The organism is Pseudomonas arcuscaelestis (genome assembly GCF_016881005.1).
GTDB lineage: Bacteria > Pseudomonadota > Gammaproteobacteria > Pseudomonadales > Pseudomonadaceae > Aquipseudomonas > Aquipseudomonas arcuscaelestis.
This window is the reverse complement of record NZ_JACOPV010000005.1, coordinates 1-24,613: the sequence shown is the minus strand read 5'-3', so window position 1 is coordinate 24,613 and position 24,613 is coordinate 1. Positions and strand designations below refer to the sequence as shown.

Genomic DNA, 24,613 nt, shown 5'->3' with positions numbered 1-24,613 from the left:
AAAAAGCGAATCGGCAAATGTGCACTAAACCCAGGTCCAATGCACGGCCATTCGGCGAACGGATAATTGCGCGCGCGAATTCTCCATAATCGAATGTGAAAATTTCGTTGAGTGACACGCCGGGTAACGACTTGCGGTAAGGTAGCGAGTACTTCATCGCCCAGGCGTCATGCCATGTACTACCGCTATCAGCCCAGCCCGCTTGGCCCACTCTTGCTCGCGGGGGACGAACAGGGCCTGCATCTGATTCACATGGATGCTGCCCAGCCATGGGCGCTTTCAAGTGCCTGGCAACCCGCGCATAGCCAGCTCGATGCAGTAAGCCGTCAGTTGGATGAATACTTCGCTGGCAAACGGGAAACGTTCGATGTACAGCTGGCACCGATGGGTACAGCTTTTCAGCGAGAAGTCTGGCAAGCCTTGCAGCGCATTCCCTACGGCACGACCTGCAGCTATTCAGTCCTTGCGCAGCAAATCGGCCGGCCCCGCGCCATCCGCGCCGTCGGTACCGCCAATGGCGCCAACCCCATCTCGATCATCGTGCCCTGCCATCGCGTGATTGGCAGCAATGGCACCCTGACCGGCTATGCCGGTGGCGTGGAGCGCAAGCAGCAATTGCTCGAGCTTGAAGGGGCGTGGCTCATCTGATCCGCGGTGCCCCGCTGCCACTGGCGAGGGGGCATTTCTGCAAATCTATCGTGGGGAAAACCCACTGCTGCCGCCGCGCGGCCCGGCAATGGCCCAGATGATCAGGCCGAGCACCGGCAGCAACAGTATCAACAGGATCCAGAGGATTTTTGCGCCCAAACCCGCGCCACTCTTGAGCACGTTGATGATCGCCCAGATATCCAGTGCCAGGATTATCAGGCCCACCAGGCCATTGAATGTAGATCCCATGCTCTTGCTCCTTTGGTCGAGACTGCCCAAAGGATAGCTGGCTATGACGCCCATAGACGCTAATGGTTGGCTGCCAGGCATCGGCACTGGTTAAACTTGGGGCATTGACCCGTTTCAGTGAGGTATCTATGCCATCAGCCCACAGCTCCAGCAGCCCCGCCCCGGCATCACTCTGGAATGCCTGGCTGCAGCAGGCGCAATCCAGCCCCTGGCTGAGCGCAGGGTTGGGTTTGAGCCTGCTGGTTGTGCTTGGCTTGCTGATAGCCAGTGCCTGGAACGCCGTACACGGCGATCACCAGGAAAACCTGCATATGGCCATGCTCGGCGGCCTGGCAGGCTTTGCCGCCACCGCCCTGGGAGCGATGATGGCGGTGGTACTGCGCGAAGTCAGCACCCGCAACCAGGATGTGATGCTCGGCTTCGCCGCCGGCATGATGCTCGCCGCCAGCTCGTTTTCATTGATTCTGCCGGGCCTGGATGCGGCACGAGAAATTACCGGCAATGGCCCCTACGCGGCGTTGACGGTGGTGGTCGGCATGGGGCTCGGGGTTTTGCTGATGCTTGGCCTGGATCGTTTTACCCCGCACGAACACGAAAGCACGGGGCCTTGCGGCCCGCAGGCCGATCGGATCAACCGTGTATGGCTGTTTGTGCTGGCAATCACCCTGCACAACTTGCCTGAAGGCATGGCCATTGGTGTCAGCTTCGCTACGGGTGATTTGAATGTAGGCCTGCCGCTTACCAGCGCCATCGCCATTCAGGACATCCCCGAAGGCCTGGCGGTGGCGCTGGCCTTGCGCGCCACAGGGCTTTCCACCCTCAAGGCCGCATTGGTGGCAATCGGTTCCGGCCTGATGGAACCGATTGGCGCTGTGATAGGCCTGGGGATTTCCACCGGGTTTGCCATTGCCTACCCCGTGAGCATGGGCCTGGCAGCCGGCGCGATGATCTTTGTGGTGTCCCACGAAGTCATTCCGGAAACCCACCGCAATGGCCACCAGACCTCGGCGACCCTTGGCCTGATGGGCGGCTTCGCGGTAATGATGTTCCTCGATACCGCCCTGGGTTAAACGTGTACAGCCACCCGCAGCGCTTCCAGTGATGGCGCTGCGGCAATACCGACTTCGGCGCACAGTTCGAGCACCCGCGGCAGGTCATTGGCGCCGACCATAACCACCTGCAGTTCGTCATCAAGCAACTGGCTGAAGTTCATCAGCACATAGCCGCCGGCTTCTTTGTTCATCGCGCCCATTTGCACCTGGATCCGGTTGAGCGCGGTCAAGGGTTCGACCTTGGCCAATTGCTTGGGCTTGAGGTTGAAGGCCACGCTCTTGTCGAAAGAATCGACGATTTGCGCGAACAGGTCCTGGTAGCTATCGGCCTGGAACAGCACGGTATCTGGCAAGCTGCCAACCACTATCCACTCCCCGAGTGTGATCGGAAAGCTGTCGTCGTAGTTGATATCTGGATTGTTGGCGAGGAAGGCTTGTGGGTCGGCAAAGGCCTGGGACGCTTCTTCGGCAATGCGCTCGATATCGTCTTCGCGCATGCAGCCGGCGCTGATTTTGCCGATGAGTTCGACCAGTTGGGTTTTCATGAAGGGGCCCTGCGACGCTGAAAAAAGTCGCCAAGGATAGCCGCAAAAGGCCCCCGGGGGTTAGCCGGCCAGCGCTTGCAACTGCGCAGTGGTATCAACGGCGCCCATTGCCAACGCAGCGCCGAGCGCGGTAACGCCCGTGGCATCCTGGCGCTGGGCATCGGCGCCCTTGCTCAACAGGTAATCGACAATCGCGGTGCGGTTGAACATGGCCGCCATCATCAACGCGGTGCGACCATCAGTAGACGCCGAGTCCACCGCAACGCCTTGCTCTACCAGCAGCGTCACCATCGCCAGGTCACCTTTGAATGCTGCACCGGCCATGGGCAGCTGACCATTGTCATTGGCGATTTGCGCATCGGCGCCGTGCTGCAGCAGCACGGCTACCGCGTCCAGATGCCCGTGGTAGCAAGCGAGCATCAGCAAGGTGTCGCCCTTGTGGTTGCGCAGGTTGGCAGGCAGGCCTTTGTCGAGCAGACGCCCAAGCATCTCGGCATCGCCCTGGCGTGCCCGGTCGAACACCTGCTCGGCGAATGCTGCAGCCTCGTCATCATTCATGGGCGTAGGGCTGCGTTGATCAGACATGGGGAACCTCCTGGCTTACGGAAAGCCCAAGTATTTGTCAGTAACGCCGTGAGGTCCACTGTGGATAACTCATGGTGCCGACAGAGCCAATCTATTGGCGAAGGGATCTTGCAAAATGCACTGTGCAAATTGCACGACCTTGCACAATGCATGGGGCGCCCGCCCGCATTTATATTTAAGTCGTTGATTTATATAGACTTTATTTCAATAAAAACCTGGCACAGTCACTGCAACCATCACTCCATGTCTGCCACTAACAGCCAGGAGTCGATATGGACCTCATCCAGGAAAAATTTGCCTCGGTATTCGCCGCCTACACCGTTGTCACTCAAGCGCGGCCCGACGGAGGCATTCTGCTGACCTTGCGCGCAGCAGATGGCAAGCAGGTAAAGCGCTCGATTTCGTATGGACAACTGCACTGCGCTGAACAGCTGACGTGGGCGATCAGTGCGATCCGCCGCGACTTGGCCGAACAAGCCAGTGAGCTGCCGGTAATTTCTCGGCTGCAGAGCCAACAGCGGTTCGCCCTGCCGACTTACCGCTAAGCCTTAACCCCCCCTTCACAAACAAGGCCAACCCCAACAGGACGTCGGGTTGGCCTTTTTGTGAAACCTATCTAGCAGCCGCTGCCCGCTCTACCGATCAATCATCGAGGCGTGGATAACGCTCGGCAATTTTGTCGCCAGTAAGATCTACCGCTTGCCCTTCTGGGGCGTTGAACAGGCGAATGGCAACGAATCGCGGTTCATCACCCATATCGACCCACAGCCTGGTGCCAGCCGGCACGCCGATCAAATCGCCCTTCTCGCACAGCACTGCGTAGATGTAATCGTCAATGCGCAGGCTGAACAGTCCGCGTCCGGCAGCAAAAAAGCGCAGCTGGTCTTCCTTGCACGTATGCTCATTGCGCAAAGCGCCATCCACTTCACGGATTACATCGACATGGGCGTACCCGCGTTCGGCCAGCAATGTGTCGATGCTCGACCGGTAGGCTTCGATGATGTGTTGATCGCCAGCACCGGGCTGGATCGCAGAGTCAGCTTGCCAACGCTCGAAACGCACAGCGTGCTCAGCCAGCGTGGCAGCGATGTCCTCAAGGTGGGTCAGCACCTTGTTGGGGATGTCGGGGGTGGACTGGTGGTAAACGGTCAGGCTGCTCATTAAAGGCGCTTCCTATGTCTGGGCATCTTTCATCTGGGTCGCAATGATAACGGCTGCGGCCAGGGCTGCGATGCTGGCAATACTAAAGGTGGTAGTTGCACCCAACAGGTTCCAGCTGTAGCCGGAATACAGAGCGCCCAAGGCCCCGCCGGTTCCGGCCAAGGCTGCGTACAGGGCCTGGCCCTGCCCTTGCTGACGCGCAGCAAAACTACGCTGCACAAAAGCGATGGCCGCGGCGTGGAAGCTGCCGAAGGTGGCGGCATGCAGCACCTGGGCAAACAACAGCACGGCCAGGTGCTCGGCATAATTGCCCAGGAGCAGCCAACGCAGGGCCGCCAGGATGAAACTGGCCATCAGCACCCGGCGCAGCGATACCCGCGCCAGAATCCAGCTCATGCCCAGGAACATCAGCACTTCGGCCACCACGCCCAACGCCCAGAGCATACCGATTACCCCACGGCTGAAGCCGAGTTGCTCCAGGTGAAGGGTTAGAAAGGTGTAATAGGGGCCGTGGCTGAGCTGCATCAGTGCCACACAGACATAGAAGGCGGCTACGCCGGGGCGGGTCAACTGCTTGAGAAAACCGCCATGGCTTCGCTCATTCTGCCCCGGTGGCTGGGCGTTCGGCACCCAGAAGCTGGCGAGCACGATACCGGCCATGATGACCACCAACGCCTGCGGATACACATCCAGGCTCAAGCTATCGAACAGTCGCCCAAGGCCGACCACGGTCAGAATGAAACCAATCGAACCCCACAGCCGGATCTGGCTGTAGCGCGACGTCTGACCCTGCAAGTGCGCCAGGGTGATGACCTCGAACTGCGGCAACACCGCGTGCCAGAAGAACGCGTGCAAGGCCATGACCAGCGCAAGCCAGGCATAGCTTTTGGCAAAAAAGATCAGTGAGAAGCTCAACAGTGTGAACAGCGCGCCAAGGCGCACGATCAACAGGCGTTGACCGCTGCGATCACCCAACCAGCCCCATAGATTGGGCGCGATACAGCGCATCAGCATGGGGATGGCAACCAATTCGCCGATGCGCGCGCTGGAAAAACCCAGATGATGAAAGTACAGCGCCAGAAACGGCGCTGTAGACCCGAGCAAGGCGAAGTAGAACAGGTAAAAGCTGGACAGCCGCCAGTAGGGAATCGGCGCCACGGCTCAACACGCCGCAGCGCGCATGCCAAAAGCCTGCATTACAGCTGGCCCAGTACCGGCGTGGTCACCCGTACATCGGCGTTCTGGCCGCGATGACGCAGCAGATGATCCATCAGCACAATGGCCATCATCGCTTCAGCGATTGGCGTGGCGCGGATGCCGACGCACGGGTCGTGGCGACCTTTGGTGATCACTTCGACCGGGTTGCCATCGACATCAATCGAGCGACCTGGGGTGGTGATACTTGAAGTGGGCTTCAAGGCCAGGTGGGCAACGATCGGCTGACCGGATGAGATTCCGCCGAGAATGCCACCGGCATTGTTGCTGAGAAAACCTTCAGGGGTCATCTCGTCACGATGCTCGGTACCACGCTGGGCAACGCTGGCAAAACCTGCACCAATCTCCACCCCCTTCACCGCATTGATGCTCATCAAGGCGTGGGCAAGCTCGGCGTCCAGGCGGTCGAAGATCGGCTCGCCCAGACCTGGCATGACACCTTCGGCGACGACCGTGATTTTTGCGCCAACCGAATCCTGGTCACGGCGCAGTTGATCCATGTAGGCCTCCAGCTCCGGTACTTTGTCTGGGTCGGGGCTGAAAAAGGCATTTTGCTCGACCGAGTCCCAGGTTTTGAACGGAATCTCGATCGGTCCCAGTTGGCTCATGTAGCCACGGATGCGAATGCCCTGGCTGGCTAGGTACTTCTTGGCAATGGCACCTGCAGCCACACGCATGGCGGTTTCACGCGCCGAACTGCGACCACCGCCACGGTAATCGCGCTCACCGTATTTATGGTGATAGGTGTAGTCGGCATGGGCAGGGCGGAAAAGATCCTTGATCGCCGAATAGTCCTTGGACTTCTGGTCGGTGTTACGGATCAGCAGGCCGATCGAGCAGCCTGTAGTGCGCCCTTCGAAAACCCCGGAAAGGATTTCGACTTCATCGGCTTCCTGACGCTGGGTAGTATGGCGACTGGTGCCGGGTTTGCGCCGGTCGAGGTCGTGCTGCAGGTCAGCCAGGGAAATTTCCAGGCCCGGCGGACAGCCGTCGACAATGGCGACCAACGCCGGACCATGGCTTTCGCCAGCGGTGGTGACAGTGAACAGCTTGCCGTAGGTATTGCCGGACATGCAGGACGCTCCGCGAATCAGCCTGATTTTAACAAGGCCGCCAGTATACGCAGGCTAACCCGTGAGTTCATCCCTGACAGCGAACCTTCTGCCCGCACTTGGGTCCAAAATCCATCTCCTCGATAGTGGCCTGATGATGCTGCGTGTTTTTGTGGTATTTGCCCTGCTGTTCAGCGGCCTGGTTCACGCTGCTGCCCCCACCGTGCTGCAACGCCCGATCAGCCTCGATACCGGCAGCGGCACGCTTTATGGCAGCCTGCTGTTGCCGCGCACCGAGCAACCGCCACCGGTGGTGCTGATTATTCCGGGGTCCGGGCCTACTGATCGCAATGGCAACAGCCCCGACGGTGCCCACACCGATAACCTCAGGCAACTGGCGCTGGTACTGGCAAAAAACCGCATCGCCAGCGTGCGCTACGACAAACGTGGCGTAGCCGCCAGCCGCCCTGCCACCCCCGATGAACGCAACCTCAGCGTCGAACGCTATGTCGCCGATGCCGTGGCCTGGAGCCGTGCGCTCAAGGCTGATCCACGTTTTGGCCCGTTGATTCTGCTGGGCCACAGTGAAGGCGCACTGATCGCGAGCCTGGCTGCCGAAGCGAGCGATGCCAGCGCCGTGATCAGCGTGGCCGGTAGCGGCCGGCCTATCGACGAGGTATTGCGCGCGCAGCTCGCCGATCAGGTACCAGCTCGCTATCGCCAACGTGTGGGGCAGATACTCGACAACCTCAAGGCCGGACACCCCGCCTCTGACGTACCGCTGCCCTTGCAGGACGTGTTGCGCCCCAGCGTTCAGCCTTACCTGATTTCGTTGTTTCGCCAGGACCCCGCGGCCGCATTCGCCAGCGTGAAAGTGCCTGCCCTGATCATTCAGGGCACCCACGATGTTCAGGTCGATGTGAGCAACGCCGAACGGCTCAAGGCCGCCAAGCCGGATGCCGAACTGGCCTTGATCCAGGGCATGAACCATATGCTGAGGATCGCACCCCAGGCGGCCAGCCAGCAGCGCGACAGCTACTTGAACCCTAAATTGCCGCAAGCCAGCGAGCTGGGCACCCGCGTGGTGGATTTTATCCACCGGCTGCCCGCCGCTTGAACGAACTTCACGGAAATTCAGCCTCCAGTCCCGCACGATTCTGCCGATAAGCCGATGCTGGCATCGTGATTATGTCCAGCTTGCTGTGCATAAGAGGATTGCCGTGATGACTCAAGCCGCCCCCCAGGACGCCCCGGAAACCACCGAGGTCGCGCCCGAACCCGCCCCGCTGCCGTGGGCCGAGGTGACTGCGGAACATTTCCAGCTGCTGCGCCTGGCGCCGCTGCCTACCGACCGCAACAGCGGCGCGCGCCCATTGCGCTTTGTCCAGTACGGCTATGCCGAACGGCACAACAAGGAGACCAGCCTGCTGCGCATGGTCATCCAGTTGCCAGGGCAGAAAGTGCGCAAGGAGCAGAACTGCCTGGATATCTGGGTGGATCATCAAGAGAAGCGCGTCCATATCGGCCCCGACAGCGGCTTGCAACTTGAACCCTTGAACCGCGGCCTGGGCGGCTTCCTGCTGTCCCAGGCAATTGTCTGGGCGCAACGCAAGTGGTCGCATTACCGCGTTGACGGGGCCGCACTGGCAAGCAAGGACGCGCTCAATGAAGACACCCGCCAGCGGCGAGATCGCATGTTGAGCAGGCATGGCCTGGAGGTTGAGTACGCCGACGCCCAGCATCTGAAGGGACGCTACGTCGAGGTGCAGGTCGGCGAACTGAAAGGCGGCTGGAACAACGACAAGGTGCAACGGGTTGAAATACTCGATGCGGCGCACATGCTGCAACAAGCCGAACAGACCTTGCAGGAGAAAGACGCCCAGCTTCGCGAGCGCGACGAGCGTGTCAGCAAGTATCGCCGTGAAGACAGCGGGCTGCGCTTCACCATCACCTGCCTGGTGGCCTTTGCGGTGTTTCAGGCCGGGTTGTTGATCTGGATTGCAACGCACTGAATACATCGCGGGGCACGCCCCGCGATGAAATCCTTGCTTAAACCCTCGAAGCAAACACCTGCTGATGCTGGCGGCACTGCTGCGCCGTCAGCATGAACACGCCGTGCCCGCCACGCTCGAACTCCAGCCAGGCAAAGTCCACTTCCGGGTACAACGCTTCGACGTGAACCTGGCTGTTGCCGACCTCGACGATCAGCAGCCCTTTATCGGTGAGGTGATCCGCAGCCTCGGCGAGCATGCGCCGTACCAGGTCCAGACCGTCGTTGCCACAAGCCAGGCCCAGCTCCGGCTCGTGATGGTATTCCTCCGGCATGTCGGCAAAATCCTCAGCGTCGACATAGGGCGGATTGGACAGGATCAGATCGAAGCGCTGCCCCGGCAAACCGCCGAAACCATCACCTTGTACGGTGTAGACGCGCTCTTCCAGGCCGTGACGCTCGATGTTCTGATTGGCTACTTCCAGCGCTTCGAACGACAGGTCGGCCAGCACCACCTCGGCTTGCGGGAATACCTCGGCGCTGACAATGCCAATGCAACCAGACCCGGTACACAGGTCGAGAATGCGCGCAGGCTCGCTGGCCAGCCACGGCTCGAAGCGCTTCTCGATCAGCTCGCCGATGGGCGAACGCGGGATCAGCACACGTTCATCGACGATAAAGGCCAAACCACAGAACCACGCCTCGCCCAACAGATAAGCGGTAGGCACGCGGTCTTCGATACGGCGTTTGAGCAGGCGCTGCAGATTGACCAGCTCGTCGTCTTCAAGCTGGCAATCGAGGTAGCTGTCGGCAACCTCCCAAGGCAAATGTACCGAGCCCAGCACCAGAAGCCGTGCTTCATCCCAGGCGTTGTCGGCACCATGGCCGAAAAACAGGTCATGCTCATGGAAACGGCTGACAGCCCAACGGATATGATCGCGCAGGGTGCGCAGGCGAGAAGTGATCACAACAGACTCCTTGAAAGACGACCTGCAATTCTAACAGCCCGGTCACAGAAAAGGTCGCTGAAAACGGTGTGTAAGTGATTCGCTGGCATGGCTGCAGGCCACTAACCACGCTGCTTGTACGCGAAGCGATTCACATAAGTGCTCAGGCAGGGGACAATAGGTTGAAAAGCCCTATCCAAAGGAGCCCTTGATGTCTGTTCCAATGACGATGTTCCACCTCAGCGGCCGTGGCTATCCGCCCGCCAAGCTGAGCAATGCCAGCCTGCTCATTATCGACGCGCAAAAAGAGTACCTCAGCGGTCCTCTGGGACTGTCGGGCATGGAAGACGCTGTGAAGAACATCGCTAAAATGCTCGAGGCTGCCCGCAAGGCCGGTCGCCCGATCATCCATGTGCGCCACCTGGGTACTGTCGGTGGCATGTTCGACCCACAAGGGCCGCGCGGTGAGTTCATCCCAGGCCTTGAGCCACAAGGCGATGAAGTGATCATCGAGAAGCGCATGCCCAACGCCTTCAAGAACACCACCCTGCATGAAACCCTGCAGAAGTACGGTCACCTTGACCTGATTGTCTGCGGTTTCATGAGTCACTCCAGCGTCAGCACCACGGTACGCCGTGCCAAGGACTATGGTTATCGTTGCACCCTGATCGAGGATGCCTGCGCCACCCGCGACCTGCCGTTCAAGGATGGTGTGATTCCCGCTGCGCAGATCCAGCAAAGCGAGATGGCGATCATGGCCGACAACTTCGCTTGCGTGGCGCCCACCAGCAGCCTGATCTGATCAGCCGTCTGGCAGACTCGCGGAACCACCTTGCGGCAGTTCGGTCAAAAACCGGATATCCACAGAGGAAATTGGCATGAAGTTGTCCAACGGTTTCGATGCCAAGCGCTTGCGCCAGCGCCAACCCAGCAATTGGGGCGCGCGCATGGCGGCGGCGTTTTCGGCACTGTTGGCCACCCTCGGCGTGCTGCTGGCCATGGCTGGCGCCGCCAGCCTGCTGGGCAATGTCCCGGCACTGGCCGAGCTTAACGCCAGTCGTGCAGGTGCCGCCGTGGTACTTGCCGGTGGCCTGTTGCTGTTGTACCTGGGTGTGTTGTTCTGGCGACGCAGTCGTCTGCGCTTGCGCCGCAGCCGCGAACTGAACCTGTCGCCCCACCTGATGAAGAAACACGATTGACTGCAACCTGAGGAGGAGTCGCGTAAACTGCGCCGCCCAGGCGGAGGCTTACATGCAAGACGACGATTTTTCCCTGTTCAAAAGCGAGATGCGCGGCGTCAAGCCGATCAAGCATGATCGCGCCGAAGTCGGTAAACCCAAGGCTGATCGCAAGCAGTTGGCGGGCCTGCGCCAGGCTGCCACCGTGCGCAGCAACCAAAGTGTGGTTGATGGCTTGTCGGATCAGTTTGTCATCGACGTCGGCCCCGAAGACGACCTGCACTGGAGCCGTGATGGCGTGCAGGAAAGCCAGATGCGCAAGCTCAAGGCCGGCCAGATCGGCTTCGAAGGCAGCCTCGACCTGCATGGCATGAACGTGGAAAAGGCCCGTGAAACCCTCTGGGCGTTTCTTGCCGAGGCGACTCGCTTCGAAGTCCGCTGCGTGCGGGTCACCCACGGCAAGGCAGTACGCCTGGATGGCAAGAAACCGATGATCAAGAGCCACGTCAACACCTGGCTGCGCCAACACCCGCAGGTACTGGGTTTTACCTCGTGCCAGGCCCGCCACGGCTGCACCGGTGCAGTCTATGTAATGCTCAAACGAACCATGCTCGAAGGCCGTGACGAGTAACGCCGTGCTTGCAGCGCCGCCACAGCCGCCGTACCCTTCGCGTTTGCGATAATTCCCCACAGGTAGATCCATGTCCCTGGAACAGAACTACACCGCTATCCTCGGCCAAATCGGCGAGGACGTCTCCCGCGAGGGCCTGCTCGACACGCCCAAGCGGGCAGCGAAGGCCATGCAGTACCTTTGCCGCGGTTATGAACAAACCCTGGAAGAAGTGACCAACGGCGCTTTGTTCAGCTCCGACAACAGTGAAATGGTCCTGGTCAAGGACATCGAGCTGTACTCGCTGTGCGAACACCATATGCTGCCATTCATCGGCAAGGCGCACGTCGCCTACATTCCCGATGGCAAAGTCCTGGGCTTGTCCAAGGTTGCACGGATCGTCGACATGTACGCACGTCGCCTGCAGATCCAGGAAAACCTCAGCCGCCAGGTTGCCGAGGCGATCCAGAAAGTTACCGGCGCCCTGGGCGTAGCAGTGGTCATCGAAGCCAAGCACATGTGCATGATGATGCGCGGTGTGGAGAAACAAAATTCGACGATGATTACTTCGGTGATGCTCGGCGAGTTCCGCGAAAATGCCGCGACTCGCAGCGAGTTTCTCAGCCTGATCAAGTAATCGGGCCTGCTTGCAAGCCGATCCTTGGGGTCGGCTTTTTTCATTCTGAGGAGTTGTCATGATCGTCAAAGCACTGCGTGTCGGCCTCGGCCAATTGATCGTCTTCGGCGATTGGGTCAGCCGCCCGGCCAAGCTCAAGCGCGACCCGGCTGCCCAGGCACTGGTTGAACAGCAAGCCAAGGGCCTTAGCCTGTACCAGTTTCACGCCTGCCCTTTCTGCGTGAAAACCCGTCGCACCCTGCACCGCCTCAACGTGCCGGTTGCCCTGCGCGATGCGAAGAACAACGAACAGGATCGCCAGACCCTGCTCAACGAAGGCGGCAAAATCAAAGTCCCGTGCCTGCGCATCGAGGAAGACGGCAAGACCACCTGGATGTACGAATCCAAGGTGATCATCGATTACCTCAACAAGCGTTTTTCCGCCGCCTGAGGCAATCGAGCAAACCTGTGGGAGCGCTGCGTTTAGCCGAGCATCGTCACGTGCCGTGGATGACTGGCGACGCGCTCCAGCCAGGCCTGAATGCCCGGATACGCGTCCAGGTCAAAGCCACCCTGCTGGGCTACATGGGTGTAGGCGTAGAGCGCGACATCGGCAATCGAATAGCGGTCACCGACCAGATACGGCGTTAGCTGCAGCTGCTTTTCCATTACCCGCAGGGCTTTGTAGCCGCCCTTGTGCAAGGTTTTGTATTCCTCAAGGCGCTCTTGCGGCAGCCCCAGGTAAAACTGGATGAAACGCGCCACGGCAATATACGGCTCATGGCTGTACTGCTCGAAAAACTGCCATTGCAGCACCTGAGTGCGCAAGCGCGGTTCGGTGGGCAGGTATTCGCTGCCATCGGCCAGAAAGTTGAGGATCGCGTTGGACTCCCACAGGTAGGTGCCGTCTTCCAGCACCAACACCGGCACTTTGCCGTTGGGGTTCATTTCGAGAAATTCCGGGGTTTCCGTTTCACCCTTGAGGATATCCACCGCGTGCCACTCGTACGGCAGATCAAGCAGATGCAGCATCAATTTGACCTTGTAGCAATTGCCCGACTGGTAATCACCGTAGACCTTGTACATCACTCCCCCCGTTCGATGGCTCATCCTGCTCGCCGCCCATAGTTGGCGACTGTACGGCTAAATGCAATGCCTGCTGTATGACAAAGCTCAGAGAGCTGCGCGTTAGTCTGCAAAATCTGCTTACACCTAGCACAAGGACTGCACCATGCCCGATGCCTCTTCCGCGCAATTGCGCCCATTGGCTGACACCTCACCCTCTGCCGTGGTCGCAGGCTTCATTGCCATGCTTACCGGTTACACCAGCTCCCTGGTGCTGATGTTTCAGGCTGGACAGGCAGCCGGTTTGACCACTGCGCAAATTTCTTCGTGGATCTGGGCGTTGTCCATCGGCATGGCCGTGTGCAGCATTGGCCTGTCGCTGCGCTACCGCACGCCGGTGACAGTTGCCTGGTCGACGCCGGGCGCCGCACTGCTGATCACCAGCCTGGGTGGCGTGAGCTACGGCGAAGCAATCGGCGCCTATATCACCTGCGCTGTGCTGGTGGTGATCTGCGGGCTTACCGGCAGCTTCGAGCGCCTGGTCAAACGCATTCCCGCGTCTTTGGCGTCTGCCTTGCTGGCCGGCATTTTGTTCAAGATCGGCAGTGAAATCTTCATCGCCGCCCAACACCGCACGACTCTGGTGCTGGGCATGTTTTTCAGTTATCTGTTCATCAAACGCTTGTCGCCGCGCTATGCCGTGCTTGCTGCGTTGCTGGTAGGCACGGCACTATCCGGCGCCATGGGTCTGCTGGACTTCAGCGGCTTCAACCTGGAAGTGGCAACGCCCGTATGGACAACACCCAGCTTCTCCCTGGCGGCCACCATCAGTATCGGTATACCGCTGTTCGTGGTCGCCATGACGTCGCAAAACATGCCAGGGGTGGCAGTGCTGCGCGCCGACGGCTATCAAGTACCAGCCTCGCCGCTGATCTCGGTGACAGGCCTGGCCTCGCTGGTGCTCGCGCCCTTTGGTTCGCACGGTATCAACCTCGCCGCTATCAGTGCTGCGATCTGCACCGGCCCGCATGCACACGAAGACCCGAACAAGCGCTACACCGCTGCGGTTTGGTGCGGGATTTTCTACGGCATTGCCGGCGTCTTTGGCGCCACCCTGGCGGCCCTGTTCGCCGCCCTGCCCAAGGAGTTGGTACTGTCGATTGCCGCCCTCGCTTTGTTCGGCTCGATCATGAACGGCCTGACGGTGGCGATGAACGAAGCCAAGGAGCGTGAAGCTGCGTTGATTACCTTCATGGTGACCGCTTCGGGCTTTACCCTGTTCTCGATTGGCTCGGCGTTCTGGGGGATTGTCGCGGGGGTGTTGACCCTGATGATTCTCAACTGGCGCAAAGGCATCTAGCGATACCAACACCGCTCCTAGCGGGTGCGTTGGAAGAATGCCTGGGCACGCTGGTCCTGGGCGTAGGCGACATTGATCCGCAGCCAGTCACTGGCAACCCCCTGCGGATCAAACGCACTGCCCGGCGCCACTAACACCGAACACGCCAAGGCCAACCGGTTGAGCGCAGCGAAATCCCAACCGGGACGGCGCGCCCATACAAACATGCCACCGTAAGGCTCGGTGAACACTTCCCAGCCACAGGCCTCCAACTGCCCCAGCGCCTTGGCCATATGTTGCGCCAGGCGCGGGCGCAGGCGTGCGACGCTTTTACGGTAGGTGCCGCTGGCCAACATCTGCGCCACTACTTGTTCGGTGAAGCGCGAAGTACCGAGACCGGCGACCATCTTCAGTTCAGCCAGGCGCGCTATCAGCGCCGGCTTGGCCACCAGATAGCCACAGCGCAGAGAACTGCTCAGGGTCTTGGAGAAACTGGCAAGGTAAATGACCCGCTGTTCGGCATCCAAGGTGGCCAGCCGCGTGACCGCGCCATCCTGGAAGTCGGCATAGATATCATCCTCGATGATCTGCACATCATGTTCCCGGGCAAGCTCGAGCAGGCGATAAGCAACCTTCGGCGTCAGGCTACTGCCGGTGGGGTTGTGATACAGGCTGTTGATGTACAGGCATCGAGGGCGATGACGCTTGAGCAAGCCCTCCAGCACCTGCAGGTCCGGGCCGCTGGGCGTACGCGGCACCTCCAGCATTTCCACCTGGTGGTGGCGCAGCAGGTTGTACAGGTTGTAGTAGCCGGGGCTCTCTACCAGCACCTTGTCACCTGGCTTGAGCAGCGTACGCACAAGCAGATCCAAGGCATGACTGGCGCCTTGGGTGGTAAGGATTTGCTGGGGACTGACCTGGATACCGATCTGTCCCAAACCTTTATGCAGCTGGCTACGCAAAGCGGCCAGGCCCAAGGGAGGACAGTAATCGAGCAAGTCCTCGATAGGCCCACGGCTGACGTGGCGTACCGCCTGGGCAATTGCATCGGTGGCCCGCCAACTGTCGGGCACCCAGCCGCAACACAGCTTGAGCAGACCGGGGCGCTCTTCGCTGAACTGCTGCCAACGACTGTCGAACGCTTCATCGCGTACGGGATGGTCAACAACGGGTTCACTGCGCCGAAGCTCGGCGACGAAGAAGCCGGCACCATGCCTGGCCTCCAACAGCCCCGTCGCAACCAGACGGTCGTAAGCTTCAATCACACACGACTGGCTGACTCCTTGCTCTTTCGCCAGTTGACGAATCGAGGGCAAGCGAGTGCCCGGACGCAGACGCTGCTGCTCAATCCACTGCAACAACTGTTCAGCCAACTGCTGTACCAAGGGGGAGGACGATTGGCGATCGAGCGTCAGATTCATGGGCGAAGTGTTCGTTGATTTTGTCCAAACAGTTAACCACAAATCCCCCGCCAGTGTGCCTTGTGAGGCCCTGTTGATCGCCGGATAGTCGCGGCATCAACAAGGAGCCTTACATGCCCACTCAGCGTTCGCCGGCGCTACTCGCCTTCGCCCTGTGCCTGATTACCTTCGCCGTTAATCTGCAAGCACCGCTCTACACCGTTTACGCCGAGCTTTCCGGCAAGGGCGCCGCCGCCACGGCTGTGGCCTTTTCGGCCTATGTCGCAGGTGTGGTGCCAGTGCTGTTGCTACTCGGCGGCCTTGCCGACCGGGTAGGAAGGCGTCCATTGATTATGCTTGCGCTGATGGTATCGATGCTCGCCACGGTGCTGATGCTACTGGCCCCTACCCTGAACAACTTGGCCCTCGCGCGCCTGCTTCTGGGGATAGGCACCGCGCTGGCGTCTGCGACCGCGACGGCCTACATGAGTGAGTTGATGCATGAGGCTGACAGCCAACACCCCGCCACTTGGGTGACGGCAAGCACGTCGCTGGGGTTCGGCCTGGGCGCGGCACTGACCAGCCTGTTCTTGCTGCGTGGCCCCACCCTGGCGCCCGACAGTTTCTATCTGCATCTGATATTGGCCGCCCTGGCACTGCTGGCCGTGTGCAGGCTGCCAGATCAACGTCGAGATACCCGCGGCGCCTGGTTGCGCTTGCCCTGCTATCCCGCCGGCAGCCTGCCCTATGGCCTGGCCATCCTGCTGGCCTGGGCCTGTGTTGGCCTGGTGATCGCCTTGTTACCTTCGATCCTCAAGCAGCATGATTTGGCCAACTGGTCAGGGTTCTCGACCTTCTGCGTCATCAGTTGTGGCTTGCTGTTCCAGCCCCTGGCTCGGCGCATGCCACCGGCCAAGGCCACCCTGCTCGGCCTGATCGTGTTGCCGTGCAGCTATGCGCTACTGGCCTGGGGCGCCGACAGCGGGCATTTGCTGGCCGTACTTCTGGGCACCGTGGCCGCCAGCAGTGCCTGCTACGGCTTTATCTATCTGGGGGGATTATCAGCGGTGAACGTGCTGGCAGGTGTTGAGAAAACCCGCGCCAGCGCCGGTTTCTTTCTACTCGCCTACCTGGGCTTCAGCCTGCCGGTGATTTTCACCGGGCTAGTGGCCGATCACCTTGGGCCTAGAATCGCCCTGCTGGTGTTTGGGGCTGGATTGCTGCTCGGTTGTGCGTTGGTGGGTGTTCGACTGCTGATTCAGGAACAGGGGCAAGAACGGCAAGCCGTTGTCCCGTGACGCGTTCTTTGGGCCAGTTGAACTGGCCCGCTACGCAGGCAAGCCGCTCAAATCGCCGTCGCCCCACCATCCACCGCCAAGGCCTGACCGGTGGTGAACGCAGCCCCATCACTGCACAGGTACAACACCGCGCTGGCGATCTCCTCAGCCTTGCCGATACGCCCCACCGGGTGCATGGCTGCAGCAAACTCTGCCTTGCGCGGGTCGGCCTCATAGGCGCGGCGGAACATATCGGTATCGATGACCGCCGGGCACACGGCATTTACGCGGATTTTCTTCTTGGCATACTCGATGGCCGCCGATTTGGTCAGGCCAATGACGGCATGCTTGGAGGCACTGTAGATACTCATCTTCGGCGCGGCACCCAGGCCGGCGACCGACGCAGTGTTAACGATAGCGCCACCGCCCTGGGCCAGCAGCAGCGGCAACTGGTACTTCATGCACAGCCACACACCTTTGACGTTTACGCCCATGATGGCGTCGAACTCAGCTTCGCTGCCATCCGCCAGACGCCCTTGCTCAATCTCGATACCGGCATTGTTGAAGGCATAGTCGAGACGACCGTAAGCCTCGAGCGTAGTGGCCATCAAATGCTGCACATCGGCTTCGCGGGTAACGTTGCAGGATACGAACAGCGCTTGTGCACCCGTCGCCCGGATCAACTCGACCGTGCCCTCACCCCCGACTGCGTCCAGATCCGCTACCACCACCTTCAAACCCTGGGCGGCAAACGCCAAGGCTGTCGCCCGCCCGATACCTGCCGCACCGCCGGTCACCAAGGCAACCTGGCCGGAAAAAGTCATGCTCATCGTTAGCTCCCGCAACATAGTGAGGTGATGCCCGGAGTCTATGCAGACGAGCTCATGGTTGGGCAGCATCATCAGAACGCCAGTTGAAGGGGTATCGGCTTGGGTGATTATCAGCACACTGACGAATCAGCGTTGTGTATCGTGGTGTATTCGCTGCACGGGTAAACCTTGCCGGAACCTGCGCCAGGGTCTATCAACAACCTTTGCCCATTCTTTGAGAGCCCAGCCATGACCACCCAGACCAACCGCCGCTTTCTGCTCGCCAAACGCCCGATCGGAGCGGTCAGCCGGGACGACTTCACCTTCGAGCAAACGCCGGTCAGTGAACCCGGCGAAGGCCAGGTGCTGGTGAAAAACCTCTACCTGTCCCTCGACCCGGCCATGCGCGGCTGGATGAACGAAGGCAAGTCCTACATTCCACCGGTGGGCCTGGGCCAGGTCATGCGCGCGCTGGGTGTCGGCGAAGTTATCGCGTCCAAGCATCCCGGCTTTGCCGTAGGCGACCACATCAATGGCGCCCTGGGTGTGCAGGACTATTTCGTCGGCGAACCTCAGGGCTTTCACAAAATTGACCCAACACTGGCGCCCCTGCCCCGCTACCTCTCGGCCCTGGGCATGACCGGCATGACCGCCTACTTCGCCCTGCTCGACGTTGGCGCACCGAAAGAAGGCGAAACCGTGGTGCTGTCCGGCGCTGCCGGCGCGGTGGGCAGCATTGCCGGACAAATCGCCAAGATCAAAGGTTGCCGGGTAGTGGGCATTGCCGGTGGTGCAGAGAAATGTCAGTACCTGAAGGACGAACTGGGCTTTGACGGCGTAATCGACTACAAGGCCGAAGACGTGCTTGAAGGCCTTAAACGCGAATGCCCGAAAGGCGTCGACGTTTACTTCGACAACGTCGGCGGCGATATTCTGGACGCTGTACTCAGCCGTTTGAATTTCAAGGCGCGGGTAGTGATCTGCGGTGCTATCAGTCAGTACAACAACAAACAGGCGGTAAAAGGCCCGGCCAATTACCTGTCACTGTTGGTGAACCGTGCGCGCATGGAAGGTTTTGTAGTGATGGACCACGCTGCCAACTATGGCAAGGCGGCGCAGGAGATTGCCGGCTGGTTGGCAACCGGCAAACTGAAGAGCAAGGAGGATGTGGTCGAAGGGCTGGAAACCTTCCCCGAGACGCTGTTGAAGCTGTTCAACGGGGAAAATTTCGGCAAGCTGGTACTTAAGCCCTGATTTCTGCGACCACTGCCGCCAGCGCCTGGGCCGGATCGGCGGCCTGGCTGATCGGGCGACCGATCACCAGGTAGTCGGAACCGGCATCCAGCGCCTGTCGCGGGGTCAGGATACGGCGCTGGTCGTCCTGAGCACTGCCAGCGGGGCGAATACCCGGGGTCACCAATTGCAGTGACGGATGGGCCGCTTTCAGCGCCGGGGCTTCCAGTGCCGAACACACCAAACCGTCCATTCCGGCCTTCTCAGCCAAGGCAGCCAGACGCAGCACCTGCTCTTGCGGTTCGATATCCAGACCGATACCGGCCAGGTCTTCACGCTCCATGCTGGTCAGCACCGTCACACCGATCAGCAGCGGTTGTGGACCAGAGCGCTGGGCCAACACTTCACGACAGGCCGACATCATACGCAGGCCGCCGGAGCAATGAACGTTGACCATCCACACGCCCATTTCCGCAGCGGCTTTAACTGCCATCGCCGTGGTGTTGGGGATATCGTGAAATTTAAGATCGAGGAACACCTCGAAGCCCTTCTCGACCAGGGTTTCGACAATGCCTGATGCGCTGCTGGTGAACAGCTCCTTGCCGACTTTTACCCGACACAGGGAAGGATCGAGTTGCTCCGCCAGTTTCAGGGCGGCGTCACGAGTAGGGAAATCCAGGGCGACGATGATGGGCGTCTGGCAGGCGGACATGGGCTGGTCTCTTGGCAAGTCTTGAACGGCGCGCATTGTAAACGAAGCAGCGGCCTATGGGGGGCCAATGATCGCGAATTGGCCCGCCAGGAAGCAGCCCTCTATAATTGAACCAATAAATGATCCATTGGCTCCAAATTATTGAGCGCAACGAACGTTACTGTTCGAAGGAGGACTACATGCCCTGGTATGCCTGGTTAATACTAGTACTGGCGCTAGGTTCCATCGTCGGCGGCCTGATGCTGCTGCGTGATACTGCGAAAAAGCTGCCTCTGACCGAAGAGCAGCTTAAGCGTGTGCATGAGCGTAATGCTGAGATGGATGCGAAGGATGCGCAGGATCGATAACTCCGGTAGTGACTACTCGGGTTCGCGCATAACCTGTCACGTGCGGTGGCAGCGCTTCACACGCCTTAAAAAAGCCAACCGGTCCGCCACATCGGATGACGACGGTAAGCACACAGGCTAACTCTCGACACCTTCAACCACAGCCCCAGTAGCAGCGAGTTTGCCCTAGGATAAAGTTACAACAGCCGCCCAATACCCAAGGCAAACCCGCCCACTTAAATCAGCTTTACGGGTATCACTGACTAACCGTGAGCCTATCGCGATTACGATCCAGCAACGCCTTGCCGATCCCCTTGATCTCCAGCAGCTCATCCACCGAAGCGAACGCACCATGCTGGTCACGGTAAGCAACGATTGCCTCGGCTTTGGTTTTACCGATACCCATCAGGGTGGACTGTAGCGTTGGTGCGTCGGCAGTGTTCAAGTCCAATTGTGGGGAGGTTTGCTGGGTAGCTACTACGGGGATTGGGGTTTTTATTGGATCAGAGGCCGGGGCTGCGCTGAGCGTGAAGGAAACGCTGGCGAAGAGAGGGAGCAGAAGGTAGGACAGAACGGTGTTGCGCATGAGGTGAAACTCCTAGGTGATTGCAAAGGCAGCTTTTCCTTGGCTGCCTTTGAAACCTAGAACGGGATTGGGGAGAGTCAAATTGTGAGGGGGTGGGATGTGTTACTAAATTGGGCGAAGGTGGCTGTCAGATTCTTTGTGTGCGGGCCGACAACGGCCTGCCGTCACGCAGACCATGATTTCACCAGGTCGGCCTGATGATCCGATCTCCGTACAGATCGCAAATTGATTCATCACACTTTTCCAGTCATGGGCAGCCAAGCCCCAGTTCGCTGCGATGTTTCGCAGCCCCAGTCAGATTGGTTTGGGCGCCGCATCGTCGTTCGGGAAGTAGCCACGAGTTTTTATGATCTTGCGTAACTGAGCATCGACGCTCTCAATGGCGTTGGTTGCGTAAATCACCTTCCGGATGGCAGGCGGGAAAACAAAGAATGTAATCACTCGATCCTAAGCTCATCTCCAAGCCGCTACCACCGATGGATATTGCTTACCCCACGGCCCGCTCTAAAACTCATCCAAAGCCTGTTCAGCCGCTTGCACGTTGATTGCCTGGTAAATAGATTTGAGAACTTTGGCCAATGCCCGCTGCTTGTCCCATGCCGCGCGATCAAGGCAGTTGCGGATCAGATGCACAATGCATATCTGCAATGTCGTCTCCGGAAACACCACACCGAGGGCTACTCGCATGCCTTTAAGTCCGCTGGTCACAGCAATCAGCACGCCCTCGACACCGCAAGTCTTGAGGTCGTTGAACAACTTCATCCAGAACTTGGCACCCCCGGTGTTCTCGATCCAAATTCCCAACATATCGCGCGTGCCTTCGGGTAAAACACCTAACGCCAAGTAAATCGCCTGGTATGGACCAAGCCCTCTTAGTGGATTTTGACCTGCAGGGCATCAAAGAAAATGACGGGGTACATCGGCTCCAGTGGCCGCTGTTGCCATGCTCCTATTTCTTCCATGACCTCGCTGGTTAGAGAACTGATGAAGTCGGGCGAAGCGTCTGTTCCGTAATGTTCGGACAGAAACACACGAATTTCCCTGACCATCATTCCCCGGGCATACATGGCGATGATTTTGTCTTCGAAACCTGTATAGCGGCGCTCATGCTTCGGGATAAGAATAGACGAAAAACTGCCTTCCCGGTCGCGAGGAATAGCCAGCCACAGCGGGCTATCGCCGGTTAGCACTGTTTTGCCACTTTTGCCGTTGCGTTGATTGATTGTAAGCGCTCCACAAACCCCACCGACTTCAAGATGTGTAGTGCGCTCAGCCAAGCGATATGGGTGAGCAGTTCCACGGCAGCAAGGCTTCGTAGTCTTCAACCGAAGCCGCCATTGGCAGGCGTTCGAGTGCGTGGCGTAGCCACGCATAGGGCTCTTGGCCGTTGGCTTTGGCAGTCTCGACCAGGCTGTAAAGTTGAGCACTGGCCGTCGCGCCCTTGGGCGTGTCGCTAAACAGCCAATTCTTTCTTCCGATCACGAAGGGGCGGCTCGTGCGCTCAGCGGCGTTGTTGTCGAGCGGCAGGCAGCCTTCCTCGACGTATCGCTCCAGCTTGCTCCAGTTATTTGCCAAGTAACTGATGGCTTTGCCCAGGGCATTCTGAGCAGTCACCTGTGGCTGCGTCTTTTCGATCCAGCTTTTCAACTGAGCCAGTATCGGCAGGCTTTGTTCGTGACGACCGATCTGACGTTCAGCGTCGTCGCAAGCTTTTAGGTCGCGTTCGATGCCGTAAAGCTTGTTGATCAGATTCAGCACGATATCCGCGCGCCCCGTTTTACCTTTGGGCTGCACTTTCTGTGCTTCAACGAATTTACGACGCGCGTGGGCCCAGCATCCTAAACGCTCAACTCCAGCTTGGGCGCCCAGCGCGTTGTAACCGGCATAATCATCGGTCATGACGTAGCCACGATAGCCCTCGAGCAGGCGCATAGGCACTTCCTGCGCCCGGCTGGTCGAGTAGTCAAAAAGGATGACCGGCTTATCCGGCGGGCCGCCGGTTTGCACCCACATCCATGACTGGCTGCTCGGCTCACGGTCAGGCTCTTTCAACACCTGCACCCGCGTTTCATCGCAATGGATGACGCGGCTGGCCAATAGGCTGTCGCGCATCAAATTCAGCAGCGGCTGAAAGTGCTCGCGGCACTGGATAACCCAGCGCGCCAAGGTTTGGCGCGGGATATCAATGCCGTGGCGACCCAGCACTTTTTCAAAGCGGTGTAGCGGTAAACCGTCCACATATTTGGTGGTCAGCAGCATCGCCAGAACGCTCGGGCTGGCCATGCTTTTTTCAATCAGTTGAGCCGGCTTGTCAGCAGTGACCGGCGCCATCTCGCAGTTGCGGCAACCGTAGACTTTACGAACGTGTTTGATCACCCGGATCTGCATCGGCACGATTTCAAGCTGCTCGCTGATTTCCTCACCAATGGCGTGTTTGCGGCAGCCGCAGATACAGGTCAGTTCATGCTCGGGCAGTTCGTGGATGACTTCGATGCGCGGCAGATCCGCAGGCAGTGGCTTGCGCTTGCTACGGCGCTTGGCGAGTGCGTTGATCTCTTCTTCAGCGGTCTCGCACGCCAACTCGACCTAGTGCTCCGCTTCATAGAACAACGCCATTTGAGGCGTTGCAGGATCGACGGCCTGCTCCGATTTTCGGCCAAACAGTCGCTGCCTCAGCAATGCAACTTGTTCTTCGAGCACGCCCATCCTGGATTGCATCTTCGCAAGCATCTGCTTGAGCAATTCAGGATAATCAGGAAGGTTGTCGGGCACGAAATTCATGCCCTGGATTATACCGAATCAGGCCACGAATCGTGGCGTCAAAACCTGATGAGGACGGTTACGCCAGAGGTCAAAACCGTCGAGCATCCAGTTGAGTTCCTGGACAGTCAGGACAATCGCTTCGTCCGTCGCGTCAGGCGACGTTTTGAAGCGCTCGGACTCCAGACGCTTGAACCAAAGGCAAAAGCCGTTGCGTTCCCAGTACAAGATCTTCACGCGGTTGCGTGGCTTGTTGAGGAAAACAAAAAGCACTGGGTCAAAGACCGCGACTTTAATATCCAGCTCGACCAACGCAGCCAGGCCGTCAATGGATTTTCGGAAGTCCACGGGCTTGGGGTAGAGGTAAACTTTTTCGACTTTGGCGTCGGGTCGCATCATGGCGTGCGGGCTCCAGAAAGAGATCGGGAGCACAGCATCGGAGATCAGCTAAGCGCTTTGAATGTGGGGTTCATGGAGCGCTTACGCCTGTTGCGCCATGACAGCGGTCTATTGCGGATTTTCCATTGTCTCGGGGGCAGCGCTCAGGTATAGCGACACACTAGCGAAGAGAGGAAGCAGCAGATAGGACAGGACAGTATTGCGCATGAGTAAGTCTCCCAGGATGGTTACGAAGGCGGCTTTTCCATAGCTGCCTCTGAAACCTAGAACGACCTGCTTGAGAGTCAAACTAAGGCCCACGGAAGATTTTTTACCAAATCAGACGAAAATCGCATGTTAGACGCAACCCCTTGGGGTATGGGCGTTTCAACCTAACTGGGAGCGTTAAAGATAACCGCAGAACAACGTTAGCAAATGTAATGAGATTCCAGGATTGAATCGCCCCTGGTTTCCTAGACACCTCCTAGCCTCATAATGAGGCCCACATAGGAGGTGCCATGAGTCGTCAGCGTTACCCCGAAGAATTCAAGATCGAAGCGGTCAAGCAAGTGACCGAGAAAGGCAAACCCGTCGCCGATGTCGCCCAGCGCCTGGGCATGTCCGTGCACAGCCTTTATGCCTGGATCAAGGTCTACAGAAAGCCCCAAGAGCAGCGTCAGCAAGACGATCAGCACGCCGAACTGCGCAAACTGCGCGCTGAACTCAAGCGCGTGACGGAAGAGCGAGACATCTTAAAAAACCGCCTCCCCGGCGCTCCGCGGCCCATTGGGATAGAAACACTACGTACTACACTTACATTTCTGGACAGTGGTCGCTGGCTTTTTGGAGGCTAAGTCCCCGTCAAAAAACTTGACCCAGG

The 24,613-nt window shown here is 59.1% G+C and carries 27 protein-coding genes and 4 pseudogenes; 15 read left to right on the top strand and 16 right to left on the bottom strand.

Annotated elements, in window-relative coordinates; genetic code table 11:
* Positions 1-174 precede the first annotated feature (174 nt).
* Positions 175-648, top strand: coding sequence for a methylated-DNA--[protein]-cysteine S-methyltransferase (locus H8F21_RS08575; protein WP_203479209.1), 474 nt, complete (start codon positions 175-177; stop codon positions 646-648).
* 45 nt (positions 649-693) lie between these two features.
* Here H8F21_RS08575 and H8F21_RS08570 read toward each other — a convergent pair whose 3' ends face one another.
* On the bottom strand, positions 694-897 hold the full coding sequence (locus H8F21_RS08570) for a PLDc N-terminal domain-containing protein (protein ID WP_136475115.1): 204 nt from the start codon (positions 895-897) through the stop codon (positions 694-696).
* Between the two features lie 128 nt (positions 898-1,025).
* Here H8F21_RS08570 and H8F21_RS08565 point away from each other — a divergent pair, with 128 nt between their 5' ends.
* Positions 1,026-1,967, top strand: coding sequence for a ZIP family metal transporter (locus H8F21_RS08565; protein ID WP_203479210.1), 942 nt, complete (start codon positions 1,026-1,028; stop codon positions 1,965-1,967).
* Here H8F21_RS08565 and H8F21_RS08560 read toward each other — a convergent pair.
* Both H8F21_RS08560 and H8F21_RS08555 read right to left on the bottom strand, forming a co-directional pair.
* The gene (locus H8F21_RS08560) at positions 1,964-2,494 is read right to left on the bottom strand and encodes a hypothetical protein (RefSeq protein ID WP_203479211.1); all 531 of its coding nucleotides are present in this window, start codon (positions 2,492-2,494) and stop codon (positions 1,964-1,966) included. The genes H8F21_RS08565 and H8F21_RS08560 overlap by 4 nt on opposite strands.
* 60 nt (positions 2,495-2,554) lie before the next feature.
* Entirely contained in the window at positions 2,555-3,079 is a 525-nt protein-coding gene (locus tag H8F21_RS08555; protein WP_203479212.1) for an ankyrin repeat domain-containing protein, read from the bottom strand.
* Between the two features lie 272 nt (positions 3,080-3,351).
* Between H8F21_RS08555 and H8F21_RS08550 the strand changes: the two genes are divergently transcribed.
* A complete protein-coding gene (locus H8F21_RS08550; RefSeq protein WP_203479213.1) occupies positions 3,352-3,624 on the top strand; it encodes a DUF3509 domain-containing protein in 273 nt (90 codons plus the stop codon).
* 97 nt (positions 3,625-3,721) lie between these two features.
* On the opposite strand, the gene H8F21_RS08545 is transcribed toward H8F21_RS08550, so the two are convergent.
* Genes H8F21_RS08545 through aroC form a run of 3 tightly spaced genes read right to left on the bottom strand, consistent with a single transcriptional unit; the run spans position 3,722 to position 6,528 of the window.
* A complete protein-coding gene (locus H8F21_RS08545; protein ID WP_203479214.1) occupies positions 3,722-4,240 on the bottom strand; it encodes a 1,2-dihydroxy-3-keto-5-methylthiopentene dioxygenase in 519 nt (172 codons plus the stop codon).
* Positions 4,241-4,252: 12 nt separating this feature from the next.
* Positions 4,253-5,398 carry an MFS transporter gene (locus tag H8F21_RS08540; RefSeq protein WP_203479215.1) on the bottom strand — a complete coding sequence of 382 codons (1,146 nt, stop codon included), beginning with the start codon at positions 5,396-5,398 and terminating at the stop codon, positions 4,253-4,255.
* Positions 5,399-5,436: 38 nt separating this feature from the next.
* Complete coding sequence (gene aroC, locus H8F21_RS08535; RefSeq protein ID WP_136475108.1) at positions 5,437-6,528, bottom strand: chorismate synthase; 1,092 nt, start codon at positions 6,526-6,528, stop codon at positions 5,437-5,439.
* 133 nt (positions 6,529-6,661) lie between these two features.
* Between aroC and H8F21_RS08530 the strand changes: the two genes are divergently transcribed.
* Both H8F21_RS08530 and H8F21_RS08525 read left to right on the top strand, forming a co-directional pair.
* On the top strand, positions 6,662-7,624 hold the full coding sequence (locus tag H8F21_RS08530) for an alpha/beta hydrolase (protein WP_203479216.1): 963 nt from the start codon (positions 6,662-6,664) through the stop codon (positions 7,622-7,624).
* Between the two features lie 106 nt (positions 7,625-7,730).
* Entirely contained in the window at positions 7,731-8,519 is a 789-nt protein-coding gene (locus H8F21_RS08525) for a hypothetical protein (protein WP_236042950.1), read from the top strand.
* Between the two features lie 37 nt (positions 8,520-8,556).
* On the opposite strand, the gene prmB is transcribed toward H8F21_RS08525, so the two are convergent.
* Entirely contained in the window at positions 8,557-9,465 is a 909-nt protein-coding gene (gene prmB, locus H8F21_RS08520) for a 50S ribosomal protein L3 N(5)-glutamine methyltransferase (RefSeq protein ID WP_203479217.1), read from the bottom strand.
* Between the two features lie 190 nt (positions 9,466-9,655).
* Here prmB and H8F21_RS08515 point away from each other — a divergent pair, with 190 nt between their 5' ends.
* The 5 genes from H8F21_RS08515 (at position 9,656) to H8F21_RS08495 (ending at position 12,299) form a co-directional block, all read left to right on the top strand.
* Entirely contained in the window at positions 9,656-10,246 is a 591-nt protein-coding gene (locus tag H8F21_RS08515) for a cysteine hydrolase family protein (RefSeq protein WP_203479218.1), read from the top strand.
* Between the two features lie 76 nt (positions 10,247-10,322).
* Entirely contained in the window at positions 10,323-10,643 is a 321-nt protein-coding gene (locus tag H8F21_RS08510) for a hypothetical protein (RefSeq protein WP_203479219.1), read from the top strand.
* Positions 10,644-10,695: 52 nt separating this feature from the next.
* Complete coding sequence (locus tag H8F21_RS08505) at positions 10,696-11,253, top strand: Smr/MutS family protein (protein WP_203584225.1); 558 nt, start codon at positions 10,696-10,698, stop codon at positions 11,251-11,253.
* Between the two features lie 70 nt (positions 11,254-11,323).
* Positions 11,324-11,869, top strand: coding sequence for a GTP cyclohydrolase I FolE (gene folE, locus H8F21_RS08500; protein WP_128325933.1), 546 nt, complete (start codon positions 11,324-11,326; stop codon positions 11,867-11,869).
* Between the two features lie 58 nt (positions 11,870-11,927).
* Positions 11,928-12,299 carry a glutathione S-transferase N-terminal domain-containing protein gene (locus tag H8F21_RS08495; RefSeq protein ID WP_203584224.1) on the top strand — a complete coding sequence of 124 codons (372 nt, stop codon included), beginning with the start codon at positions 11,928-11,930 and terminating at the stop codon, positions 12,297-12,299.
* A 32-nt stretch (positions 12,300-12,331) separates the two neighbouring features.
* Here H8F21_RS08495 and H8F21_RS08490 read toward each other — a convergent pair whose 3' ends face one another.
* Entirely contained in the window at positions 12,332-12,934 is a 603-nt protein-coding gene (locus H8F21_RS08490) for a glutathione S-transferase family protein (RefSeq protein WP_136478892.1), read from the bottom strand.
* Positions 12,935-13,079: 145 nt separating this feature from the next.
* Between H8F21_RS08490 and H8F21_RS08485 the strand changes: the two genes are divergently transcribed.
* A complete protein-coding gene (locus H8F21_RS08485) occupies positions 13,080-14,273 on the top strand; it encodes a benzoate/H(+) symporter BenE family transporter (protein WP_203584223.1) in 1,194 nt (397 codons plus the stop codon).
* Positions 14,274-14,290: 17 nt separating this feature from the next.
* On the opposite strand, the gene H8F21_RS08480 is transcribed toward H8F21_RS08485, so the two are convergent.
* Complete coding sequence (locus tag H8F21_RS08480; RefSeq protein WP_203584222.1) at positions 14,291-15,673, bottom strand: aminotransferase-like domain-containing protein; 1,383 nt, start codon at positions 15,671-15,673, stop codon at positions 14,291-14,293.
* 113 nt (positions 15,674-15,786) lie between these two features.
* On the opposite strand from H8F21_RS08480, the gene H8F21_RS08475 reads away from it, so the two are divergent.
* Positions 15,787-16,950, top strand: a complete 1,164-nt coding sequence (locus tag H8F21_RS08475; RefSeq protein ID WP_203584221.1) for an MFS transporter — start codon at positions 15,787-15,789, stop codon at positions 16,948-16,950.
* 47 nt (positions 16,951-16,997) lie between these two features.
* Here H8F21_RS08475 and H8F21_RS08470 read toward each other — a convergent pair whose 3' ends face one another.
* A complete protein-coding gene (locus H8F21_RS08470; protein WP_203584220.1) occupies positions 16,998-17,759 on the bottom strand; it encodes an SDR family oxidoreductase in 762 nt (253 codons plus the stop codon).
* A gap of 228 nt (positions 17,760-17,987) precedes the next feature.
* Here H8F21_RS08470 and H8F21_RS08465 point away from each other — a divergent pair, with 228 nt between their 5' ends.
* A complete protein-coding gene (locus H8F21_RS08465; RefSeq protein ID WP_203584219.1) occupies positions 17,988-18,992 on the top strand; it encodes an NADP-dependent oxidoreductase in 1,005 nt (334 codons plus the stop codon).
* Here H8F21_RS08465 and pyrF read toward each other — a convergent pair.
* Complete coding sequence (gene pyrF / locus H8F21_RS08460) at positions 18,982-19,683, bottom strand: orotidine-5'-phosphate decarboxylase (protein WP_203584218.1); 702 nt, start codon at positions 19,681-19,683, stop codon at positions 18,982-18,984. The genes H8F21_RS08465 and pyrF overlap by 11 nt on opposite strands.
* Before the next feature lie 179 nt (positions 19,684-19,862).
* On the opposite strand from pyrF, the gene H8F21_RS08455 reads away from it, so the two are divergent.
* Positions 19,863-20,030 (top strand): DUF2897 family protein, encoded by a 168-nt coding sequence (locus H8F21_RS08455; RefSeq protein ID WP_136475091.1) that lies wholly within the window; start codon positions 19,863-19,865, stop codon positions 20,028-20,030.
* Positions 20,031-20,265: 235 nt separating this feature from the next.
* On the opposite strand, the gene H8F21_RS08450 is transcribed toward H8F21_RS08455, so the two are convergent.
* From H8F21_RS08450 to H8F21_RS29535, 5 genes and pseudogenes are all read right to left on the bottom strand, one after another.
* Positions 20,266-20,595 carry a ComEA family DNA-binding protein gene (locus H8F21_RS08450; protein WP_203584217.1) on the bottom strand — a complete coding sequence of 110 codons (330 nt, stop codon included), beginning with the start codon at positions 20,593-20,595 and terminating at the stop codon, positions 20,266-20,268.
* A 181-nt stretch (positions 20,596-20,776) separates the two neighbouring features.
* Positions 20,777-21,815 (bottom strand): annotated as a pseudogene (locus H8F21_RS08445) (IS256 family transposase); the annotation flags it as partial.
* A 49-nt stretch (positions 21,816-21,864) separates the two neighbouring features.
* A pseudogene (gene tnpC, locus H8F21_RS08440) lies at positions 21,865-23,376 on the bottom strand (IS66 family transposase).
* Between the two features lie 18 nt (positions 23,377-23,394).
* Entirely contained in the window at positions 23,395-23,754 is a 360-nt protein-coding gene (tnpB, locus tag H8F21_RS08435) for an IS66 family insertion sequence element accessory protein TnpB (protein ID WP_236042949.1), read from the bottom strand.
* Positions 23,755-23,865: 111 nt separating this feature from the next.
* Positions 23,866-23,961: pseudogene (locus tag H8F21_RS29535) on the bottom strand (ComEA family DNA-binding protein); the annotation flags it as partial.
* Positions 23,962-24,251: 290 nt separating this feature from the next.
* Here H8F21_RS29535 and H8F21_RS08430 point away from each other — a divergent pair.
* Positions 24,252-24,491: pseudogene (locus H8F21_RS08430) on the top strand (transposase); the annotation flags it as partial.
* Between the last annotated feature and the right edge of the window lie 122 nt (positions 24,492-24,613).

What these genes read in the sequence shown, in the direction of transcription:
- H8F21_RS08575 (WP_203479209.1), top strand. Translation starts at nt 175, where the DNA reads ATGTACTACCGCTATCAGCCCAGCCCGCTTGGCCCACTCTTGCTCGCG.
- H8F21_RS08570 (WP_136475115.1), bottom strand. Translation starts at nt 897, where the DNA reads ATGGGATCTACATTCAATGGCCTGGTGGGCCTGATAATCCTGGCACTG.
- H8F21_RS08565 (WP_203479210.1), top strand. Translation starts at nt 1,026, where the DNA reads ATGCCATCAGCCCACAGCTCCAGCAGCCCCGCCCCGGCATCACTCTGG.
- H8F21_RS08560 (WP_203479211.1), bottom strand. Translation starts at nt 2,494, where the DNA reads ATGAAAACCCAACTGGTCGAACTCATCGGCAAAATCAGCGCCGGCTGC.
- H8F21_RS08555 (WP_203479212.1), bottom strand. Translation starts at nt 3,079, where the DNA reads ATGTCTGATCAACGCAGCCCTACGCCCATGAATGATGACGAGGCTGCA.
- H8F21_RS08550 (WP_203479213.1), top strand. Translation starts at nt 3,352, where the DNA reads ATGGACCTCATCCAGGAAAAATTTGCCTCGGTATTCGCCGCCTACACC.
- H8F21_RS08545 (WP_203479214.1), bottom strand. Translation starts at nt 4,240, where the DNA reads ATGAGCAGCCTGACCGTTTACCACCAGTCCACCCCCGACATCCCCAAC.
- aroC (WP_136475108.1), bottom strand. Translation starts at nt 6,528, where the DNA reads ATGTCCGGCAATACCTACGGCAAGCTGTTCACTGTCACCACCGCTGGC.
- H8F21_RS08530 (WP_203479216.1), top strand. Translation starts at nt 6,662, where the DNA reads ATGATGCTGCGTGTTTTTGTGGTATTTGCCCTGCTGTTCAGCGGCCTG.
- H8F21_RS08525 (WP_236042950.1), top strand. Translation starts at nt 7,731, where the DNA reads ATGACTCAAGCCGCCCCCCAGGACGCCCCGGAAACCACCGAGGTCGCG.
- H8F21_RS08515 (WP_203479218.1), top strand. Translation starts at nt 9,656, where the DNA reads ATGTCTGTTCCAATGACGATGTTCCACCTCAGCGGCCGTGGCTATCCG.
- H8F21_RS08510 (WP_203479219.1), top strand. Translation starts at nt 10,323, where the DNA reads ATGAAGTTGTCCAACGGTTTCGATGCCAAGCGCTTGCGCCAGCGCCAA.
- H8F21_RS08505 (WP_203584225.1), top strand. Translation starts at nt 10,696, where the DNA reads ATGCAAGACGACGATTTTTCCCTGTTCAAAAGCGAGATGCGCGGCGTC.
- folE (WP_128325933.1), top strand. Translation starts at nt 11,324, where the DNA reads ATGTCCCTGGAACAGAACTACACCGCTATCCTCGGCCAAATCGGCGAG.
- H8F21_RS08495 (WP_203584224.1), top strand. Translation starts at nt 11,928, where the DNA reads ATGATCGTCAAAGCACTGCGTGTCGGCCTCGGCCAATTGATCGTCTTC.
- H8F21_RS08490 (WP_136478892.1), bottom strand. Translation starts at nt 12,934, where the DNA reads ATGTACAAGGTCTACGGTGATTACCAGTCGGGCAATTGCTACAAGGTC.
- H8F21_RS08485 (WP_203584223.1), top strand. Translation starts at nt 13,080, where the DNA reads ATGCCCGATGCCTCTTCCGCGCAATTGCGCCCATTGGCTGACACCTCA.
- H8F21_RS08480 (WP_203584222.1), bottom strand. Translation starts at nt 15,673, where the DNA reads ATGAATCTGACGCTCGATCGCCAATCGTCCTCCCCCTTGGTACAGCAG.
- H8F21_RS08475 (WP_203584221.1), top strand. Translation starts at nt 15,787, where the DNA reads ATGCCCACTCAGCGTTCGCCGGCGCTACTCGCCTTCGCCCTGTGCCTG.
- H8F21_RS08470 (WP_203584220.1), bottom strand. Translation starts at nt 17,759, where the DNA reads ATGAGCATGACTTTTTCCGGCCAGGTTGCCTTGGTGACCGGCGGTGCG.
- H8F21_RS08465 (WP_203584219.1), top strand. Translation starts at nt 17,988, where the DNA reads ATGACCACCCAGACCAACCGCCGCTTTCTGCTCGCCAAACGCCCGATC.
- pyrF (WP_203584218.1), bottom strand. Translation starts at nt 19,683, where the DNA reads ATGTCCGCCTGCCAGACGCCCATCATCGTCGCCCTGGATTTCCCTACT.
- H8F21_RS08455 (WP_136475091.1), top strand. Translation starts at nt 19,863, where the DNA reads ATGCCCTGGTATGCCTGGTTAATACTAGTACTGGCGCTAGGTTCCATC.
- H8F21_RS08450 (WP_203584217.1), bottom strand. Translation starts at nt 20,595, where the DNA reads ATGCGCAACACCGTTCTGTCCTACCTTCTGCTCCCTCTCTTCGCCAGC.
- tnpB (WP_236042949.1), bottom strand. Translation starts at nt 23,754, where the DNA reads ATGATGCGACCCGACGCCAAAGTCGAAAAAGTTTACCTCTACCCCAAG.